Source organism: Franconibacter pulveris, from assembly GCF_056780215.1.
In genome coordinates this window covers 1941993-1962209 of sequence record NZ_CM165555.1, presented here as the reverse complement: position 1 = coordinate 1962209, position 20217 = coordinate 1941993, and the positions used below count along the sequence as shown (strand labels likewise).

Sequence of the window (20217 nt, the reverse complement as noted above, 5' to 3'; positions counted from 1 at the left end):
TAACACGTTCGCGTGAAGGAAGGGTACACATGAAAACAACGCTCTGGCGAACGGAACCCTTCACCGCCCACGCATATTCACTTTATAAAAGGCTAACCCGCCCTGCGTGCGGCTCTGCCAACCCTCTCCTGCTCCCCGCAATAAAAAAAACCGCGCCTGAAGAGGCGCGGCTTTCACCACGTTTTACACTACTTTCTCATCAGAAGCTGATTTTCAGCGTCACCTGACCGCCGTAGCCGCCGGTGCCGGCATCATCCAGCGTCTGGGTATAGCCCGCGCGCACCCCTAAGGTCACGTTATCGCGGATCTGCCCGTCAAGCCCCACATCCAGCGCGGCGGCAGTGCCGTCCTGATCCGGGCTGAAGGTGGCTTCACTGTTCGCCACCCCCGGCGCGCCGACGCGCAAATCGCCTTTCGAGTCGAAAGTCTGGATGAAGGACGGGCGCACCCACCAGCTCACCGGCGGCGGGTTGCCCGTCGCCTTCAGCGTCGCGTTGTTGCCAATACGCAGCCCCGCACGCACCTGCTGGCTGTGCGCGTCGCCGAACTTGATATCCGCCATGTCATCGCCGCCATCGTTCAGATCCACGCTGCGATACTGGTACTGCACCTGCGGCTCAAGCACCAGCCCCGCGCCAACCTCGAACGGCAGGCCGGTTTCGAAGGAGCCGACATAACCCCAGCCGTGCGTCTTCATGCCATCGCCGTCACGCGGGTCGGTGTCGAAGTTATGACGCGTACCCTGCGCCACCACGTCGAACCACCAGCCGCGCTCATGTACGCCGTTGAAGTAAAGACCCGCGCTATAGGCATCGTCTTTAACCGTACCCGCTTTGGAGTCGTTCGAACGCTGCACGTCCACTTTAGACAGGCCCGCCGCGCCGTAGATGCCAACGCTCAGCGCCATCGCGCTGTCGGCATTCTGCCAGAGATCGCTACCAATCTGCAGGAAGGTGTAGCCGCCCTTGCTGTCCGGCGTATTGCCGCTGCGCAGGTCGTCGCTGCCGTGGTCGTGGCTCAACTGCCCGGCCTGGAAACGCGCCCACATATTGCTGCCACTTTCTGTCGCCGCGCGAGCCGCGTAGCGACGGCTGTCCAGCGAACCGAGCAGCGCGCTGTCATAGTCCATCGCCTGCGCAAAAAGCGAGTTGTAGAGATAGACAGCTGAACGGTAGTTCTGCGCTCCGCGATCCCCGGCGCTGGTTGCAGCGGTCGTCAGATACCAGCTCTCATCCGCTGCGCCCTGACGCAGGGTGTAGTTATAAGCCCCCGCCTGCAGCGTGCCCGCCATGCTGAAGGCGTCATCGGCAGTGGTGGCGCCGTTAATGGCGTTGACCACCTGAATGCCTTCGCCCGTGGTGCTCGCCCCAAGGCCGCCCAGGTTGCGGATAGCGAGCTGCGTGTTGCCGGTCGCCGTGCCGCCGTCAATCACCAGGCTATCGGTGGTGGCCGCATTACCCGCAAAGAGCGTGTTGAGCGTGATGGTGCCGCCATTGCCCACCAGGTTGGTGACCGTCAGGGTTTTCGGTACGAATGCCCCGGTGGGCGCCTGGTAATCAATGGCGCCGCCGAGCGTCAGGGTATTGAGCAGCGAGTCGCCGGTCATCAGCCAGCTCGAGCCTGCGTCAACCGTCAAATCGGTCGGGTCGATGGCGCCGGTCAGCGACGTGCCATTGGTTAACTGCAACGATGTGCCGAGCTGCGCAACGATATCCGTAACCGCCTGCAGGCCGCTGAAGACCAGCGTACCGGCTTGCAGATAGGTCCCGCCCGCCTGGTTCAGTACGCCGCTTAAGGTCAACTGGCCATCGCCTTCTTTATAAAGGCTGCCGCTGCCGGTTAGCGCGCCGCTGTAGCTGCTGTCGGTGGTGTCGGCGGTAATGCTCAGCACGCCCGCATTATTAACATCGCCCGTTAAGGCGGCGCCGTCGTTAAGCTCGGTAAAGCCCGTTAAAGTGCCGCCTGCCGCTACGTTGAGGCTGCCGCCCGCGTTTACGGTGGTGTTGTTAGCCGTGCCGTCCGCGCTCACCTCCAGCGAGCCGCCATTTTCCAGCAGCAGGCTGTCGGCCAGCTTATCAGCGATAGAGAACTCGCCGTTGCTGCTCTCGCCGTCTACGGTAGTATCCGTCGTGGCCACCAGCGCCGCGCCGCTGTTCAGCATGATGTTGGTTGCGCTGGCACCGCTCGCCAGCGCCAGCATCCCGCCCTGCTCGATGGAGGTGAGATCGACCACGCCGCCAGCTTTTACCTGCTGCGCGCCGCCCTTGCTCACGGTCGTGGCGACGGCGGTGCCGCCGAAGGTGACGCTCTGGGTGCCGTTCTCGCTAACGGTGGACGAGGCCACTTCGCCGCCTGCATTAACCACCTGCTCGCCTGCCACGATGTTATCCACGACGATAGCGCCGTCGTTGACATTCTGGATCCCGCCCGCCTTGATGACGGTCGAGATAACGGTGCCGCCGCTGTTGACGTTCTGCGTACCGCCATCGTTAAGCGTGGTGCTGACGGCGGTGCCGCCGGTGAGAACGTTCTGAATGCCGCCCAGGTTAATCTGCGTGTCGTACGCGGTGCCACCGTTCTGGATATTTTGCACGCCGCCCTGATAGACAGTCGTGGAGGTCGCGGTGCCGCCCTGATAGATCTGCTGCACGCCCTTGTAATCCACCCCAGTGTCTTGCGCGTTGCCCCAGACGCGTTGTACGGCGCCATTGACCAGCACGGTGCCAGAGGCGTTCGCCCCCGCGCCGACATTCTGCGCGCCGTCACCGATAAGATGGGTATCCAGCGCGCTGGCGCCGCGGGCCAGGTTCTGGATCCCTCCACGGATAAGGGTATCGCTCACCTGCGCGCCCTCGCTCACCATCTGCAGGCCGCCCGTCTCAACCACCGTCGAAATCACTGTGGCGCTGGCGTTCACCACCTGCTGGCCGCCGCTGTCGATGGTGGTTCCGTTCGCCGTGCCCGAAACGTCTTGCAGACCGCCATCGCGAATGAACGTGAAGTTGGCTACCGCGCCGTCCAGCACTGACTGGCGTCCGCCGTTATAGACAGAGTTGCCATTCGCCGTGCCTTCCAGTATTTGCAGACCGCCGTCGATAAGGGTGATATCCGCCAGGCCGCCCGCTTTCACGTTCTGGATGCCGCCGCTGTAAATCACGCCGAAATCCGCTTCGCCGCCAGCGTTAATGTTCTGCACGCCGCCGTTTTCAACGCGGGTATCTACGGCCAGGCCACCGTCGCCGATATTCTGCGTGCCGCCGAGCATACGGGTTTCAACCGCTTTCGCGCCGTTATTGATATTCTGCTCGCCGCCGTTCATCACGGTGGAGATGGCCGCCCCTGCGCTGGTGACGGTTTGTTTGCCGCCGGCATTGATAACCGTATTACGCGACCAGCCATACGGGTCCACCAGCTGCTGGCCGCCATTGTTGATAACCGCAGCGTCAGAAAGGCCGTCCACGCGTTGTACGCCGCCGCTGTTAACCAGCGTGCCGCGCGCCTGGCCGCTGGCCGTCACCAGCTGTACGCCGCCGTCGCTGATGCTGGTGCCGGAGGCTGTGCCTTCCACCAGCTGCGTGCCGCCGCCGAAGACGGTGCCGTCGGAAGCCGCGCCGCCCAGGCTAATGTGCTGAAGCCCGCCGCTGTTGACGGTGGTGCTGGCGGCCAGGCCGCCCCGGTTGACCAGTTGCACGCCGCCGTCGCGCACTACGGCGGAAACAGCCGTGCCATCGACGCTCTGGGTGCCGCCGCTGTTGACCTGGGTGTTATTCGCTTTACCGGTACTCATCACCAGTTGCGTGCCGCCGTCGCTGATGCTGGTGCCAGACGCGGTCCCTTCCACCACCTGCTTCCCGCCGCTAAAGATGGTGCCGTCGGATGAGGCGCCGCCCTGCTTAACGTGCTGGAGACCGCCGCTGTTGACAATGGAACGGGTCGCGAGCCCGCCGCTGTTCACCAGCTGCACGCCGCCGTTGTTCAGCACGGAGGCGATAGCGGTGCCGTCCACGCTCTGGGTGCCGCCGCTGTTGACCTTCGTACCGGTCGTTTTACCGCTGGTCTGTACCAGCTGCACGCCGCCATCGCTGACGCTGGCGCCGGACGCGGTGCCAGCCACAACCTGCTGCCCGCCGCCGAAAATGGTGCCATCCGACGCCGCGCCGCCAAGGTTAATGTGCTGGAGACCGCCGCTGTTCACGATAGCGTCGGCGGCCAGGCCGCCGCTGTTCACCAGCTGTACGCCGCCATTGTTCACTACCGATGAGGTTGCGGTGCCGTCAACACGCTGCAAACCGCCCTGATTGATAAGCGACCCGGTGGCGCTGCCGCCCGTCATCACATGCTGCACGCCGTTCTGGCCAATCACGGTGCCGCCCGCGAGCCCCGCCACACGCTGGATGCCGCCCAGCAGCAGAGAGCCGGAGGCCGCCGCCCCTGCGCGCACCGACTGAATGCCGCCAGTGTTTACCTGCGTATTGTTGGCGTGGGAGCCGCTTTGCAGGATCTGCAGACCGCCATCATTGACGATGGAGCCATTGGCCGTGCCGTCCACATTCTGCAGACCGCCGCTGTTGACGCGCGTGCCGGTGGTTTTACCGGTGACGTGAACCTGCTGCATGCCCCCTGCATTCACAATGGTGCCCGAGGCCGTGCCTTCCACCACCTGGGTGCCGCCTGCCAGCAGCCCATCGGAGGCGGCGCCGCCCTCGTTGATGTGTTGCAGGCCGCCGCTGTTGACCAGCGAACCTGCCGCCAGACCGCCTGCCTGCACTAACTGCACGCCGCCATCATTCACCACGGCGGAGATTGCCGAGCCATCGACCGCCTGAGTGCCGCCGCTGTTGATAATGGTATCGGTGGCCTTGCCAGTCTGTTGCACCTGTTGCGTGCCGCCCTCGTTGACGCTGGCACCGGACGCCGTGCCCGCAACGACCTGGGTGCCGCCGGAGAAAATGCGCCCATCGGACGCCGCGCCGCCTTCATTAATGTGCTGGAGGCCGCCGCTATTGACAATGGAGCCCGCCGCCAGACCGCCGCTGTTGACTAACTGGATGCCGCCGTCGTAAACCACCGATGAGGTCGCGGTGCCGTCCACGCGCTGCAGGCCGCCGTCATTAATGAGCGAGCCGGTAGCGCTGCCGCCTGACTGCACATGCTGCACGCCGCCTGCGCCGATAACCGTGTCCGCCGCCATGCCAGCCAGCTCCTGAACGCCGCCAAGCAGCGTCGCCGCCGCTGCCGCGCCGCCTGCCAGCACGTCCTGAATGCCGCCGGTGTTCACTACGGTGCCGGTGGCAATACCGCCACTGCGTACTTGCTGAACGCCGCCATCGTTTACGGTGGCGGCAATTGCCGCGCCGTCCACATCCTGCAGGCCGCCGCTGTTAATGGTAGCACCGGTCACTTTGCCGGTGGCGTGGATCTGCTGAACGCCGCCCGTATTGATGAGCGTATCGGAAGCGGCGCCTTCCACAACCTGCGTGCCGCCGAAGAGAATGCCGTCGGAAGAGGCTCCGCCTTCGTTGATATGCTCAAGCCCCCCCGCGTTGACAAGGGTGCCAGCCGCCACCCCGCCGCGATGGATCAGCTGCACGCCGCCGTCGTTCACCACGGCGGAAATCGCCGAGCCGTCCACCGCCTGGGTGCCGCCGCTGTTGATAATGGCGTTCACCGCTTTACCGGTTTGCTGTACCTGCTGCGTGCCGCCTGCGTTAACGCTGGTGCCGGACGCCGTACCGGCAACAACCTGGGTGCCGCCGGAGAAAATGCGTCCATCCGAGGACGCGCCGCCGAGATCGATATGCTGTAAGCCGCCGTTATTAACGGTGGTATTAGTCGCGAGACCGCCGCTGTGCACCAGCTGCGTGCCGCCGTCGTTCACCACAGCGGAAACCGCCAGGCCGTCCACCGTCTGGGTGCCGCGGTTATTGATAATAGCGCCGGTTGATTTGCCGGTCTGCTGCACCAGTTGGGCGCCGCCGTCGTTCAGATGCGTGCCGGTAGTGGTTCCCGCCACCACCTGGTTCCCGCCGCCGAAGACGGCGGTATCGGATGCCGCTCCCCCCAGGCTTACATGCTGAAGACCGCCGCTGTTAACCACCGCGCTAATGGACAAGCCCTGATTCTCGACCAGTTGCGTGCCGCCGGTATTCACCACCGCAGCGGTGGCGGTGCCTTCCACGCGCTGCAGGCCGCCTTCGTTGATTAACGAGCCGCTGGCGTTAGCGCCTGTCTGGACGTGCTGTACGCCGCCCTTGCCAATGACGGTGTCGCCCGCCGTGCCCGCCAGCTCCTGTACGCCGCCCAGCAGGACAGAGCCGGAGGCCGCGCCGCCGAGTTTCACCTCCTGGACGCCGCCGTCACGCACCACCGTGCTGTTAGCGTGACCGCCGCTTTGCACCAGCTGAGTACCGCCTGATTTCACGGTCGCGGAATTCGCCGTGCCGCCGACGTTTTGCAAGCCGCCGCTGTTGACCTGGGCATCGACAGATTTACCGGTCGCCTGAATTTGCTGCACGGCACCTGCGTCAATCTGCGTGTTCGACGCCGTGCCTGCCAGCAACTGGGTGCCGCCGAAGAGATGGGCATCCGCCGAAGCGCCGCCTTCATTCACGTGCTGCAACCCGCCGCTGTTGACCTGCGTACTGGTGGCGAGACCGCCGCTCTGGATGAGCTGAGTGCCGCCCGCTTTAACGACCGCCGCAATGGCGGTGCCTTCCACCGCCTGGGTGCCGCCGCTGTTGATTTGGGTGTCGCGCGCCTGGCCGCCCAGCTGTACCTGCTGCGTGCCGCCGTCGCTAACGCTGGCGCCGGAGGCGGTGCCGGAGACCTGCTGAATGCCGCCGCTGAAGATGACGCCGTCGGAAGCCGCACCGCCGGCGCTGATATACTGTACCCCGCCGTCGTTAACGGTGGTGCTGCGGGCAAAGCCGCCGCTCTCGACCACCTGGTGACCGCCATTATTCACCACCGCGGAGATAGCCGTGCCGTCCACGGACTGCGTGCCGCCGTTGTTAATCAGGGTGTCGATGCCGGTTCCCGACGCCAGAATGTGCTGTTCCCCGCCGTCGCCCACCACCGTGGTCGTTGCCGTACCGGCTACGCTTTGCACGCCGTCAAAGATAACCGTATTGCTTGCTTGTCCGTCGCTCTCTACCCACTGAACGCCGTTGTTGATAGTGGTGTCCGCGGCGCTGCCCTGCTGGCGCACAATCTGCACCCCGCCGTCGTCAAGCGTCGTCTGTTGCGCCTGACCGCCTGCGACAATCTGTACGCCCTGGTCTGAAATCAGGTGCCTGGTGGTGACGCCGCCCGCCAGAACATTCTGCGTGCCGCCCTGCACCACTTCATCCTGCACGGCGGAGGTGACATCCGTCGTAAACGCCAGCGCGGCGGAGCTGGCGAGCGCTGAACCCACTGCCGCGGAAATCAGCACCGCGCCGCTGGCGCGCTTGCCTTTCGCCCGGGTTAACTCTGAAACCACGATAAACGCGCGCTGAACTTCACTCCACACCAGCCGGTAGCTGCAGTTGAGACTTTTCTTCATTTTGATGTCCTCGGGGACCCGTTCTCATCGGCCGTCAGGCGGCGTGCTGATCGGGGTCTGCCAATGCTGTTGTTTTGATGTCAAAGGGATTGCTTCGCAGCGCTATCAGCCGACGTAGCTGGCCGATAACCTGCTTGCCTGTAATAAAACGCGTGCACTCGTACTGCCGGTCCGTGCCTTTGTGGCGCGGACACCAGAAATAGTCCTGATGGTCGAAATCGAGCCGCACGTCATCCCAGCAGCCATTGCAGACGTGGGTATTGATGACGCGCCAGGGGGTATAAAACTCGCTGTTGGGTAGACTAAAGCCGCTTATCAGCACCACCGGGGTGCGGCTTGCCCAGGCAAGCCAGGAAAGCCCGCTGCCAAGGCCGATAAAAAAATCGGCATGTTCCAGCAGCGCCACGCGATCGCGCAGCGGCAGATTGCCGGTAAAATCTTCCACGCCGTGGGGAATTTTGTTCCAGACGTAGCCGCGCCCCACCACCTTCTCTTTGTCGATACAGATAACCCGGTACCCTTCGGCTTTAAGGAAATCGATGACCTCCTGCCAGCCGCTGCCGTTGTTCCAGAACTTCGCCTGGCTGGTGGACTGGGTGGCGATGCAGACATAGGGTTCGGCTATCTGGCGCGGGGAGCGCGGGGAGCGGGTGCGCAGATCGGGGATAATTTCGTCGGGATCGACGCCAAGAATATGCCCGGCGGTGCGGTGCAACCCCACCTGGCGGAAATCGTAGGGTTGGCGGTCCAGGTCGCCATGAAAAAAAAGCCCGACGCGATACGTGGCGTATGGCGCCTGCGCCTCGCCCCGCTCGGCCTGCCAGGTTTCTGGCGTAAAGAAATTAAGCTCGGGATAAGCGGGTCTGAAGAGATCAAGAATAGGCTGCGCCAGCGTGCAGTCGGTCTGACAGCGCCAGGTTTTGCGAAAACGTTCGGCGTAAGGCACCCAGCCTATCAGATCGCCCAGCGTGCCGGTGGGAAAGGAGATCAGGACGCGTTGGCCGCGCAGATCGAGCGCGTGGTCAAGCAGCGGGTCGCTCTCCCCCTTTCGCCAGACGCGTAGACGAAAAGGCACATAATATTTTTTGGTGCTGATAACCCAACCTTGAATAATATCGTTGGCGAAAAGCACATTTCCCGTTTCGTCGTCGCTTATTTCCACTCGCCAGTTGCCCTGGGGCAATAACAAACGTGCGCCGTCATTGAAATCAAATAAAATGCCCTCGGGCCCCTGCTGCGTAGGTAGCTCTGGAGGCAATATGAAAGCGTGACCATTACTGGCAGATGCGGAATTCGTCATCACCCTACCTTCCTAACTCTTCAGGAAATATCTTAAATAACGCTTTGGCTTAAATTATGGCGATCAGGCAGAAGCCATCCTCCGGACGAGGTTGCCCGGAAAGTTATTTATTTCTGCTTTTGGTTCATCCATTACCACGCGAAAAGTTGGCTTAAGTGTAGTGATGACTTAACTTATTGCAAATTCTTACGTTTTGTTAAATAACTTAATAATCAATAACTTAAGATTACTACCAATTTTGGTTATTTTTTAAAAATCCTTTAATTACAATAAGTTAATAGCAAGAAACACACATTAATTTAGGAATATCCTTAACCCAAACTCACTAAAAAACAAAGCTCAGATCACATTCCAGAATATATTCTTCTCTTTTTATTTTTGTGGTTCAGATATTTTTTTAGTGTTCAATAAGAATTGAACCTAAAACAAAAGAAAGCAGCCTAATAAATAGAAAGCTGATTTTCCGGTTGCGTTCTTTTTGAAACTCATCAGCGCTACGCCCTGGCCTGCAAGATATTTTGCCAGATGCAGCAAACCCGCTGTTTGTGAGCGCTAAGCAGCCGAGCCTTTGCGAACACAATTAATGTGAAATACGCGACAGATAAAAAGGCTAATTATTAATCGTTAATTAAATGCTTTTGTCGGTAATAGCGTCGCTTTTAACCCTAAACCGTATCGCTTATTTTGACTGCCAACGCTTTCTTAATAGGCCTGTAACTCGCAGGCAACACAACAACCGCACCGCGCTAATTTGTATTTTGAAACAGCGTTTTTAATTCCTTTCCTGCCGTATGGCAGCTATAATGCCGCCACTTTATCTTGAATGGTTTCAGCGCATTGGACTGTCGCAACAATTACAATCAAATCCGTTCATCCCGGCTGGCTGAAGCGCAAGCACACTTTCCCCTGCACGCCTGGTTGATGTCACCTATTCTTATTAGGCTGTGGCATTACCGGGTGAGCGACACAGATTCACAAGCCACGGCGAAGCGCGCCGCGGTAACGCATTTTTCCTATCCTTCATCAACTAAAAGATTAAGACTGTCATGAAAAAGACGAAAATTGTTTGCACCATCGGCCCGAAAACCGAATCCGAAGAGATGCTGACCAAGATGCTCGACGCGGGCATGAACGTGATGCGTCTGAACTTCTCCCATGGTGATTATGCCGAGCACGGCCAGCGTATCCAGAACCTGCGCAACGTGATGGAAAAAACCGGCAAGAAAGCCGCCATCCTGCTTGATACCAAAGGCCCGGAAATCCGCACCATCAAACTGGAAGGCGGCAATGACGTTTCGTTGAAGGCGGGCCAGACCTTTACCTTCACCACCGATAAATCCGTCGTCGGCAACAGCGAAACCGTAGCGGTAACCTATGAAGGCTTCACCAGCGACCTGCAGGTGGGCAATACCGTGCTGGTGGACGATGGCTTAATTGGTATGGAAGTGACCGCCATCGAAGGCAACAAGGTTATCTGTAAAGTGCTGAACAACGGCGACCTTGGCGAAAACAAAGGCGTCAACCTGCCGGGCGTCTCTATCGCCCTGCCCGCGCTGGCGGAAAAAGATAAGCAAGACCTGATCTTCGGTTGCGAACAGGGTGTGGACTTCGTCGCCGCGTCCTTTATTCGTAAACGTTCAGACGTGGAAGAGATCCGTCAGCACCTGAAGGCGCACGGCGGCGAAAATATCCAGATCATCTCTAAAATTGAAAACCAGGAAGGCCTGAACAACTTCGACGAGATCCTCGAAGCTTCCGACGGCATCATGGTTGCCCGCGGCGACCTCGGCGTTGAAATCCCGGTTGAAGAAGTTATCTTCGCGCAGAAGATGATGATTGAAAAATGTATCCGCGCGCGCAAAGTGGTTATCACCGCGACGCAGATGCTCGACTCCATGATTAAAAACCCGCGCCCGACCCGTGCGGAAGCAGGCGACGTGGCGAACGCCATCCTCGACGGCACCGATGCGGTTATGTTGTCTGGCGAGTCTGCGAAAGGGAAATACCCGCTGGAGGCGGTCACCATCATGGCGACCATCTGCGAACGTACCGACCGCGTAATGACCAGCCGTCTGGACTACAACAACGACAGCCGCAAACTGCGTATTACCGAAGCCGTTTGCCGCGGCGCGGTAGAAACGGCCGAAAAACTGGAAGCGCCGCTTATCGTGGTTGCTACCCAGGGCGGTAAATCGGCCAAGTCCGTACGTAAGTACTTCCCGAACGCGACTATCCTTGCGCTGACCACTAACGAACAGACCGCTCGTCAGCTGGTGCTGAGCAAAGGCGTTATCGCGCAGCTGGTAAAAGAGATCGCTTCCACTGACGATTTCTATCGTCTGGGTAAAGAAGTGGCCCTCTCCAGCGGCCTGGCTAATAAAGGCGATATCGTCGTGATGGTTTCCGGCGCGCTGGTGCCAAGCGGCACCACCAACACCGCTTCTGTACACGTGCTGTAATAATATTTCATCTTATTATTTCGTTTAAGAAGGCGTCGCAAGACGCCTTTTTTTATTTGTTCGCTACGACGCTTTTAATAAAAACTCAAACAATATTTAACTATTTGCCCGTCCGTTGCGTGTGTGTTTATCTAAGAAGAATCCGATGAAACCGCGCTGTTTTATCAGAGTTTTTTTAACTCAGGGGTTAAAGTCGGTGTTTCTTTGAGCGAACGATCAAAATTAGGTGTATTCCCATCAAAAAAATATTCTCAACCCAAAAAACTTTGTGTAATACTTGTAACGCTACATGGAGATTAACTCAATCTAGAGGGTATTAATAATGAATCGTACTAAACTGGTACTGGGCGCGGTAATCCTGGGTTCTACTCTGCTGGCTGGTTGCTCCAGCAACGCTAAAATCGATCAGCTGTCTTCTGACGTTCAGACTCTGAACGCTAAAGTTGACCAGCTGAGCAACGACGTGAACGCAATGCGTTCTGACGTTCAGGCTGCTAAAGACGACGCAGCTCGCGCTAACCAGCGTCTGGACAACCAGGCTACTAAATACCGCAAGTAATAGTAGTTTGATTGAAAAATGGCGCACACAGTGCGCCATTTTTTTTGCCCCGCTTCTGCGCCTTCCCGACGACCTCCTCCTGCACGGCCTCCCTGCCCTCTGATAATCGCGTTACTGCACAAGCGTCACGCTATGCGTACTCGCCACGGGCGTCCCTTCCGCCTGAGTCACGGGCGCAGGCTGCGGCGTCGCCTTGACGCTCTGCATGCTGTTTACTGGCGCAACGGTCTTCGGCGCGCTCTGCATGGCGCTGACAACAACCGGCACGCCTGCTCGACGCGTTATCGCGTTATCGACGGCCATGGCGTCTGTTGCGGCGTCATCGATAAACCTGCCGAAGCTGGCGTTGATGGCGATAGGCAGCGTCTGCGGGTTATCCCAGTCGTTTTGTGAAAGCGGCTGATGCACTTCCACATAGCGTTTGCCATCCGGTTCTTGTGAATATTTTACAGGCTCATTGATGATTTGCACGCGAGTGCCCCACTCAACCTGGCTGAAGAGCGATTTGATATCTTCCGCCCGCATGCGCATGCAGCCGGAACTGACGCGCATACCGATGCTTCTGCGCGCATTAGTGCCATGAATAAGATACTCTCCGCCGCCCTGCTCCAGGCGTAACGCATAACGTCCTAAAGGATTATTGGGTCCGGCAGGAATGACCGGCGGCAGCTTTATGCCCTGGGCAAGCGATCGGGCGCGGATATTGGCCGTCGGCGTCCAGGTCGGGTTCGGGATTTTCTGGATGATGCGCGTCACCATAATCGGCGTATCACGGCCCTGTTGGCCTATCCCCAACGGATAAACCTCTACGCGATTTTCCCCGGGCGGATAGTAATAAAGCCGCAGCTCCGCCAGGTTTACCACTATCCCTTCGCGCGGCGTATCGGGCAGCAGCATTTGTGAAGGAATGACCAGCTCTGAACCCGGTTTTGGCAGGAACGGGTCGACCGTATTATTGGCCTCTAGCATCAGCAATACGCCGGTTTTAAATTTCTCGGCAATGTACTCAAGATCTTTTCCATCATTCGGCACGGTATAGATTTGTTTCTGGCCGATAAGACGGCTGCCAGGCGGCGGCAGAGGATAATCCACCGCATAAACTTCAGCGGCGCCCAGAAGAGTGCAGGTAATAAGAGAGAACAAGAACGCGCGTTTCATACTGAATTCCTGTATTCACCGGCTAAGCCGGAATGCTGAAAGACGAGCGGGGTAAAAAAGTACCCCGCGTAACAGGATGAAAGCTGTTCTTTTGAGTTTAGCTAAGATTAATCGCTTTAGTGCGAATGGCGCGGAGCATCGCTTCAAGGCCCTGCGAACGGGACGGCGTAAGATGCTGAGTCAGAGAGAGTTTTTCAAACCAGGGGCGTACGTCGAAAGCGACAATATCCTGCGCGGTCATCTGCTGATATAGCGAAAAAACCACGGCGATAAGCCCTTTGACAATAGCGGCGTCACTGTCGCCTTCAAGCTCAATAATACCGTCTTCACGCTGGTTCATTACAATCCAGACCTGACTCTGGCAGCCCGCAATACTATTTTGCGGATTATGCGCCTCTTCGCTCAGTAGCGGCAGCCGCTGCCCGAGCTCAATAATATAGAGATATTTCTCTTCCCAGTTGGCGCAGCGGCTGAAATTGCGCAGCAACTTATCTTTATCCGGCAACGTAGCCATGCGTTTCTCCCTTTACCCCAATAAACGATGAATGCGGATGAGGCCAGCCACCAGCCGGTCCACCTCTTCTTCGGTATTGTACATGGCGAGCGAAGCCCGGCACATGGCCGGCACGCCGTAGAAATGCATCAGCGGCATGGCGCAGTGGTGCCCGGTGCGCACCGCGATACCGTAATTATCCAGGAAGCTGCCGACATCATAAGCGTGGTGTTTGCCAAGGTTGAAAGCGATAACGCCAAGCCGCGAATCGGGGCCGTAAACCGTTAAATCCGGCACGTTTTTCAGCTGCTCCAGCGCGTAGCGCATCAGCGAACGTTCATATTCGCCGATCTCTTCAAGGCCAATCGCCTGCACATAACTCATCGCCGCCCCAAGGCCGATAATGCCTGCGGTGTTAGGCGTGCCCGCCTCGAAGCGCCACGGCGCGGCGGCATAGGTGGTGCCTTCGGTCAGGCTTACCTGGGCTATCATCGAACCGCCCCCTTCCCACGGCGGCATCGCCTGTAAAATAGCCTCTTTAACATAGAGGATGCCGATGCCGGTCGGGCCGTAAAGCTTATGCCCGGAGAAGACATAGAAATCGCAATCCAGCGCCTGCACATCGACTGCGTGATGCATAACCGCCTGCGCGCCGTCAATCAGCACCTTCGCCCCGACGGCATGGGCGGCGCTGATGATCTCCTGGATCGGGTTTTCCGTGCCCAGCACATTGGAGACATGGGTTATCGCAACCAGTCGGGTCTGCTCGTCAAGCAGCCCCGGCAGCGCTTCCATTTTTAACGTGCCGTCCTGATTAACCGGCAGCACGCGAAGCTCGGCGCCTGCGCGTTCGCACAGCATCTGCCAGGGTACGATGTTAGCGTGATGCTCCATCGTGGAGATGACGAGGTTATCGCCGGCGCGCAGCTGGCTTTTACCCCAGCTGTTAGCGACCAGGTTTATTCCCTCTGTCGTGCCGCGCACGAAAACAATCTCTTCCGGCAGACGAGCGTTGAGAAACTTCGCCGCCTGCGCGCGCACGTTTTCCATCCGCTGCGTCGCTTCAGCGCTCAGCGTATGGATGCCGCGATGCACCGCCGCATAGCCGTGACGATAGAGATCCGCCTCGGCGTCAATCACCGCGTTAGGCTTTTGCGCGCTGGCGGCGCTGTCGAGGTAGGCCAGTGGCTGGCCGTTCACTTCCCGCGCCAGGACGGGAAAGTCGGCGCGTACTTTCTCCACGGAAAAACTCATGCCTTGCCCCCTGCGAGGCGCTGGCCGATACGCGCCAGAACCTGCTGTTTCAGCGCTTCGTCGTGAATGCTCTCGGTGAGCTCTGCGGCGAAAGCGTAAATTATCATCTGCTGGGCGGCCGCCTCGTCAATCCCGCGTGAACGCAGGTAGAACATCTGTTCGTCGTCGATGCGACCGACCGTCGCGCCGTGGCTGCATTTCACGTCATCGGCGTAAATTTCCAGCTGCGGTTTGGTGTCCACTTCCGCCAGCTTGCCGAGCAGAAGGTTGTTGTTGGTCATCTGCCCGTCGGTTTTGATAGCGTGCTGGGCCACTTTAATGAGGCCGTTAAACACCGCGCGGCCTTTATCGCGCACGATGGTTTTATGCAGCTGACGGCTGTTGCAGTAGCCTTTGTTATGCTCAAGCCAGGTACGGGTATCGCATACTTCGTTGTTAACCGGCAGCGCCAGGCTGTTCATGCGAAGCGTCGTGTTTTCGCCATCCAGCCGCGTGCTGGTGTGGTGGCGCGTGACGCCTGCGCCCAGCAGGAAGCTGTTGCTGTACGCGCCGGCATCCTGCCCAAGACAGATATCATTATGCGCGAAGTGGAAGCTTGCCGGGTTTTCAAACGCCAGCTTGTAATGGTGAAGGTGGCTGTTGGCGGCCACCTGCATGGTTAAGCGCGCGCCGGTAAAGTGCCGCTTATCATCCAGGCTTACGTAGTGCTCGATGACCGTGGCCTCGGCCCCTTCGGCAAGCTCAATGTGATGACGGTAGTGCACCGTGTTCATCTCATCGCTCTGGCTGCCCCGGCTGATATGCATTAACAGCAACGCTTTCGCCGGACGCTGATTGCGGGCCACCCGAATACGCGTCGCGCTGCGGGCAAGGCTTTCGGTGAGGTGCAGAAAGAGTTCCGGCTGCACGGGCGCAGGCAAACCTTCGCGCGCTTCGTCAATGACGACCTCAAACCCGCTCGCGCTCAGCTCATCGCTCAGTTCAGGCGCAAAGCGGCCATCGACAAACACCAGGCGCAGCGCGTCAACGCTCAACGACAGCGCGTCGCGCTGTTCAGCGCTTACCGGCTGCGGCTGCGGCGCGACGAACTGATTGTTAAGCAAACCTTCCAGCGGCGTATATTTCCAGTGCTCATGCTTGCGCGTCGGCAGGCCGGCGCGCAACAGCTGTTGCAGGTGCTGCTGCGCATATTCAGAGCGCTGCCCTCCCTGCGTTTCAAACAGGCGATGCCACTGCTGCAGCGCGTTACTGCTGTTCTGTAAGCCAGCCATAGCCCTGCTCCTCCAGCTGTTTAACCAGCGTGAAATCGCCTGACTTCACGATGCGGCCTTGATAAAGCACATGGACGAAATCCGGCTTGATGTAATCAAGGATACGCTGATAGTGGGTAACAATAATGAAAGCGCGCTTGCCGTCGCGCAGGCTATTTACGCCATCCGCCACGATTTTCAGCGCGTCGATATCCAGCCCTGAGTCCGACTCGTCAAGAATGCAAAGCTCAGGCTCCAGCACCGCCATTTGCAGAATATCGTTACGCTTTTTCTCACCGCCGGAGAAGCCGACGTTCACCGAACGGGTGAGCAAATCTTCCGGCATCTTCAGCAGTTTTATTTTCTCTTCCATCAGATCCTGAAAATCGAAGCGGTCAAGCTCTTCCTGGCCGCGATGCTGGCGCACGGCATTCAATGCGGTCTGCAGGAAGAACTGGTTGCTGACGCCCGGGATCTCGACCGGATACTGGAAGGCCATAAAGATCCCCTCGCCGGCGCGCGCTTCCGGCGACAGTTCAAGCAGATCTTTACCTTTGAAATGCACTTCGCCGCCGGTCACTTCATAATCTTCGCGCCCGGCAAGAGTGGCGGAAAGCGTGCTCTTACCGGAACCGTTCGGCCCCATGATGGCGTGCACTTCGCCCGGACGCACCTCCAGATCAAGCCCACGGAGGATTTGCTTGTCTTCAACGCTTACCTGTAAGTCTTTAATGCTTAACATGTCTTATCCTTTCTCACGCCTTAGCCGACGCTGTGCTCAAGGCTAATGGCCAACAATTTTTGTGCTTCAACGGCAAATTCCAGCGGCAGCTCCGAGAAGACGTCTTTACAGAAGCCGTTCACGATCATGGAGATAGCATCTTCTTCGCTAATGCCGCGCTGCAGGCAGTAGAAGAGCTGGTCTTCGCCAATGCGTGAGGTGGTCGCCTCGTGTTCAAGCTGGGCGCTGTTGTTGCGGCACTCCACGTACGGGAAGGTATGCGCCCCGCAGTCTGCGCCAATGAGCATCGAGTCGCACTGGGTGAAATTGCGGGCGTTGGTCGCCGTCGGCATGATTTTCACCAGCCCCCGGTAGCTGTTCTGGCTCTGCCCCGCCGAGATGCCTTTCGAAATAATGGTCGATTTGGTGTTTTTACCAATGTGGATCATTTTGGTGCCGGTATCCGCCTGCTGGTGACCGCTGGTCAGCGCCACGGAGTAGAACTCGCCGATGGAGTTGTCGCCCCGCAGGATAACGCTCGGGTATTTCCAGGTGATGGCCGAGCCGGTTTCCGACTGCGTCCAGGACATCTTGCTGTTTTCGCCTTCGCACAGCGCGCGCTTGGTGACGAAGTTCAGGATGCCGCCGGTGTTGTTGTCGCCGGGGAACCAGTTCTGCACCGTGGAGTATTTCACTTCCGCATCTTTATGGATGATGACTTCCACCACCGCCGCGTGCAGCTGATAGCTGTCGCGCACCGGCGCGGAGCAGCCTTCGATATAGCTTACGTAGCTGCCTTCATCCGCCACCAGAATGGTGCGCTCGAACTGGCCGGTTTTTTCCGCGTTAATGCGGAAGTAGGTGGAAAGCTCCATCGGACACCGCACCCCTTTCGGCACGTAGATAAAGGTGCCGTCGGAGGCGACCGCCGCGTTCAGCGCGGCGAAGAAGTTATCGTTCGAAGGCACCACGGTGCCAAGGTATTTCTTCACCAGCTCCGGGTGGTCATGAATGGCTTCGCCGAAGGAGCAGAAAATAATGCCCTGCTCCGCCAGTTTCTCACGGTAGGTAGTGGCGACCGAAACGGAGTCGAAAATGGCGTCCACCGCCACTTCCTTGCCTTCGCGCACCGGCACGCCGAGCTGGTTGAATGCTTCTTCTACCTCGTTCGTGAGATAGGCGTTGCTGCCGGTTTGCTGCACCGCGCCGGGCTCTGAGGCGCAGCTGTCATCGCAATTACCGCAGGAGGGCGCGGAGTAATAGCTGTAATCCTGATAGTTCAGCTTATCGTAATGGGCATGCAGCCAGTGCGGCTCTTCCATCTCCAGCCAGGCGCGATAAGCGCTCAGGCGAAACTCCAGCATCCACTCCGGTTCATTACGGCGCGCAGAAATAGCCCGCACCACCTCTTCGTTGATGCCTTTCGCCAGCTCATCGGTCTGCAACCGGGTGAAAAAGCCCTCTTTGTAGTTCAGGTGGCCGCCGGTCCAGGTTTTTACATCGTCAGTTGCTTCAGTATTACGAGACATAAGTTACCGCCTAAACCCCAAAACTTTCGCCGCACCCGCACTCGTGCTGCGCTTTCGGGTTATTAAATTTAAATATCTGGTTTAATCCTTCGCGTACGTAATCCACTTCGGTGCCGTCAATAAATGGCATCGCCTGGAGCGACACGTACAGACGCGCCCCGTCTTGTTCATAGACCAGATCGTCTTCTTTCGGCTCGCTTACCGTATCAAGCACGTAGCCAAATCCTGCGCAGCCCGTCTGCTTGATGCCAAGGCGCACTCCCAGCAGCTCCGGTTTTTGCGCCATCAGCGAACGGATATGGTCAGCAGCGGCAGGCGTCATGGTCAGCCCCAGCCAGCTGAAGTCTTCCGGATTGAAGGTTCCTGAATGTAATTCCATCGCGCTACCTCACAATTGATTGCCTTTCAGGCGATAACACCATGTTAGTGATAATAATTATCACTTCAACCTCTGTTGAACAGGGGTATTCGCTAAAAGGCACTTTTTAAGCACTTTTATTAAGCATAGACCCTACAGCCAGGGTTAACAGTGCGGGATATTTTTAAGTAATAGGTTGATTTATAAAGCGATAAAAAGAGGCAACCAGAACGGAGGGGTAAAAAGGTAAAGATGTATAGAAAATGTCTATTTAAGAAATAGGGGAAGAAGCGGCGGGTTAGAGCGGCGTAGCGCTGATTAACGCAAACCTTTTAAACCCCTGAAAAGTCAGCGCTAATGTCAGTTAAGCAAAAGAATATCGGGTTCGGAATAATTCAGGCGAATAGGCGTGGTCACCCCTCCGCCAGCGAGGAGAATGTCATACCGCAGCGCTTTACCGTTTCTTCAGCAACAAGCCGCTCACGAATAAGCTCATGCCGCCCAACTACTGGTACGTGAAATCAACGCTCATCACTGATAAAAAGGTGCCCGCCGTTGCATTCCCTGTTGGCGTAAACATCCGGGCCGACAAGGGAAAGGTAGCGCTGCGCGTGGCGGTATCGACCTTCACCTGTACAGCGCTATTCACACTGTAGATGGCATTATGATCGCGACTCGTCACGCGAAGCGCGATGTTGCCGCTGGTGCCGCTGTTTTTCCAGGCGCTGCTATCCTGTGAATCGGCCGTACCGGTTAATTTTGCGGTGACGCTGCTGGTGCCAGCCGGACAATTTGTTACGTTCAAATCAAAATCAGCCCACTTACCGCCATCGCCAGCCGCCAGTAAATGTTGCTTTGTGTCTTGTCCCAGATCGATAGTTTGCGTCACGGTATTGGCATCAACCGTACACGGGCTGGCCACGACCTGCCCCGTCACGGTAATTGTCGGGTCCGCTTTCACGGTCACAGGCAGTATCGCTATCGCGAAAGAGATAAAAACGTGTTTAAAGGACATAATCCACCCGTAAAAAGTACAATCTGGCTTAAATGGGCCGGCATATAAAACGCCATTAGTTGTATTGCATAGTGGTGACAATCACGGCGTTAATGGAGCCCGGCATTGCCCCGCCGGCGCTGGAATAAGCTTTTGCTTTCATTGCAATGGAGGCGGTTCGGTCAGCCTGCACTGTCTGGGTAATGGTTGCGCCATTACCGATTGCATTACCTGTGCTGACTTGCGTTAATTGAACCGCCAGATTCGTCGCCGTGCCGGAATTCTTATAATAACTACTGCCTGCGACGGTATCGGGAGTACCTGTAAAAGTGGTTTTTACACTGCTGGTGCCGGCCGGGCAGTTGGTAATAGACAATGTAAAATCAATGGGCGCGGACGACGAGCCTGGTGACGACAGCGCCGTCGCCTGAATATTGCCAAGATCGACGGTTAATCCGGTACTCCCTCCATTAACGATACAGGGCGAGGCAATAATATTTCCAGTTACGTTGATATTAACGTTATCCGCTGCGATAGCCGAAAGGGAACAGGCTGCGATTAATATCGCTGCCAGTGTTTTTATTTTCATTGCGTCTCTT

The 20217-nt window shown here is 57.8% G+C and carries 14 protein-coding genes; 3 read left to right on the top strand and 11 right to left on the bottom strand.

Annotated features, from left to right (window positions below):
* Positions 1–199: 199 nt before the first annotated feature.
* A complete protein-coding gene (locus tag ACU4F7_RS09385; RefSeq protein ID WP_481638497.1) occupies positions 200–7543 on the bottom strand; it encodes an AIDA repeat-containing protein in 7344 nt (2447 codons plus the stop codon).
* Positions 7544–7577: 34 nt separating this feature from the next.
* A complete protein-coding gene (locus ACU4F7_RS09380; protein WP_481638496.1) occupies positions 7578–8843 on the bottom strand; it encodes an autotransporter strand-loop-strand O-heptosyltransferase in 1266 nt (421 codons plus the stop codon).
* Between the two features lie 819 nt (positions 8844–9662).
* Here ACU4F7_RS09380 and ynhH point away from each other — a divergent pair.
* The 3 genes from ynhH (at position 9663) to lpp (ending at position 11861) form a co-directional block, all read left to right on the top strand.
* Entirely contained in the window at positions 9663–9893 is a 231-nt protein-coding gene (gene ynhH, locus ACU4F7_RS09375) for a protein YnhH (RefSeq protein WP_481638495.1), read from the top strand.
* A complete protein-coding gene (gene pykF, locus ACU4F7_RS09370; protein ID WP_029592676.1) occupies positions 9890–11302 on the top strand; it encodes a pyruvate kinase PykF in 1413 nt (470 codons plus the stop codon). The genes ynhH and pykF overlap by 4 nt, the downstream gene beginning before the upstream one ends.
* Positions 11303–11624: 322 nt before the next feature.
* Positions 11625–11861, top strand: coding sequence for a murein lipoprotein Lpp (lpp, locus tag ACU4F7_RS09365; protein WP_001082307.1), 237 nt, complete (start codon positions 11625–11627; stop codon positions 11859–11861).
* A 111-nt stretch (positions 11862–11972) separates the two neighbouring features.
* On the opposite strand, the gene ldtE is transcribed toward lpp, so the two are convergent.
* The 9 genes from ldtE to ACU4F7_RS09320 form a co-directional block, all read right to left on the bottom strand.
* Positions 11973–13019: a L,D-transpeptidase LdtE gene (ldtE, locus tag ACU4F7_RS09360; protein ID WP_481638493.1), complete on the bottom strand. Its 1047-nt coding sequence runs from the start codon at positions 13017–13019 to the stop codon at positions 11973–11975.
* 97 nt (positions 13020–13116) lie between these two features.
* Positions 13117–13533 carry a cysteine desulfuration protein SufE gene (gene sufE, locus ACU4F7_RS09355; protein ID WP_029592670.1) on the bottom strand — a complete coding sequence of 139 codons (417 nt, stop codon included), beginning with the start codon at positions 13531–13533 and terminating at the stop codon, positions 13117–13119.
* A 12-nt stretch (positions 13534–13545) separates the two neighbouring features.
* Positions 13546–14766: a cysteine desulfurase SufS gene (sufS, locus tag ACU4F7_RS09350; RefSeq protein WP_029592669.1), complete on the bottom strand. Its 1221-nt coding sequence runs from the start codon at positions 14764–14766 to the stop codon at positions 13546–13548.
* Positions 14763–16037 (bottom strand): Fe-S cluster assembly protein SufD, encoded by a 1275-nt coding sequence (gene sufD / locus ACU4F7_RS09345; RefSeq protein WP_481638492.1) that lies wholly within the window; start codon positions 16035–16037, stop codon positions 14763–14765. The genes sufS and sufD overlap by 4 nt, the downstream gene beginning before the upstream one ends.
* Complete coding sequence (gene sufC, locus ACU4F7_RS09340) at positions 16012–16758, bottom strand: Fe-S cluster assembly ATPase SufC (RefSeq protein ID WP_029592664.1); 747 nt, start codon at positions 16756–16758, stop codon at positions 16012–16014. The genes sufD and sufC overlap by 26 nt, the downstream gene beginning before the upstream one ends.
* A 20-nt stretch (positions 16759–16778) precedes the next feature.
* Positions 16779–18266, bottom strand: coding sequence for a Fe-S cluster assembly protein SufB (sufB, locus tag ACU4F7_RS09335; protein WP_029592663.1), 1488 nt, complete (start codon positions 18264–18266; stop codon positions 16779–16781).
* A gap of 10 nt (positions 18267–18276) precedes the next feature.
* Positions 18277–18645: a Fe-S cluster assembly scaffold SufA gene (gene sufA / locus ACU4F7_RS09330; protein WP_481638491.1), complete on the bottom strand. Its 369-nt coding sequence runs from the start codon at positions 18643–18645 to the stop codon at positions 18277–18279.
* A 484-nt stretch (positions 18646–19129) separates the two neighbouring features.
* Positions 19130–19639 carry a fimbrial protein gene (locus tag ACU4F7_RS09325; protein WP_029592659.1) on the bottom strand — a complete coding sequence of 170 codons (510 nt, stop codon included), beginning with the start codon at positions 19637–19639 and terminating at the stop codon, positions 19130–19132.
* A gap of 55 nt (positions 19640–19694) precedes the next feature.
* Positions 19695–20207, bottom strand: a complete 513-nt coding sequence (locus ACU4F7_RS09320; protein WP_029592658.1) for a fimbrial protein — start codon at positions 20205–20207, stop codon at positions 19695–19697.
* Positions 20208–20217 lie beyond the last annotated feature (10 nt).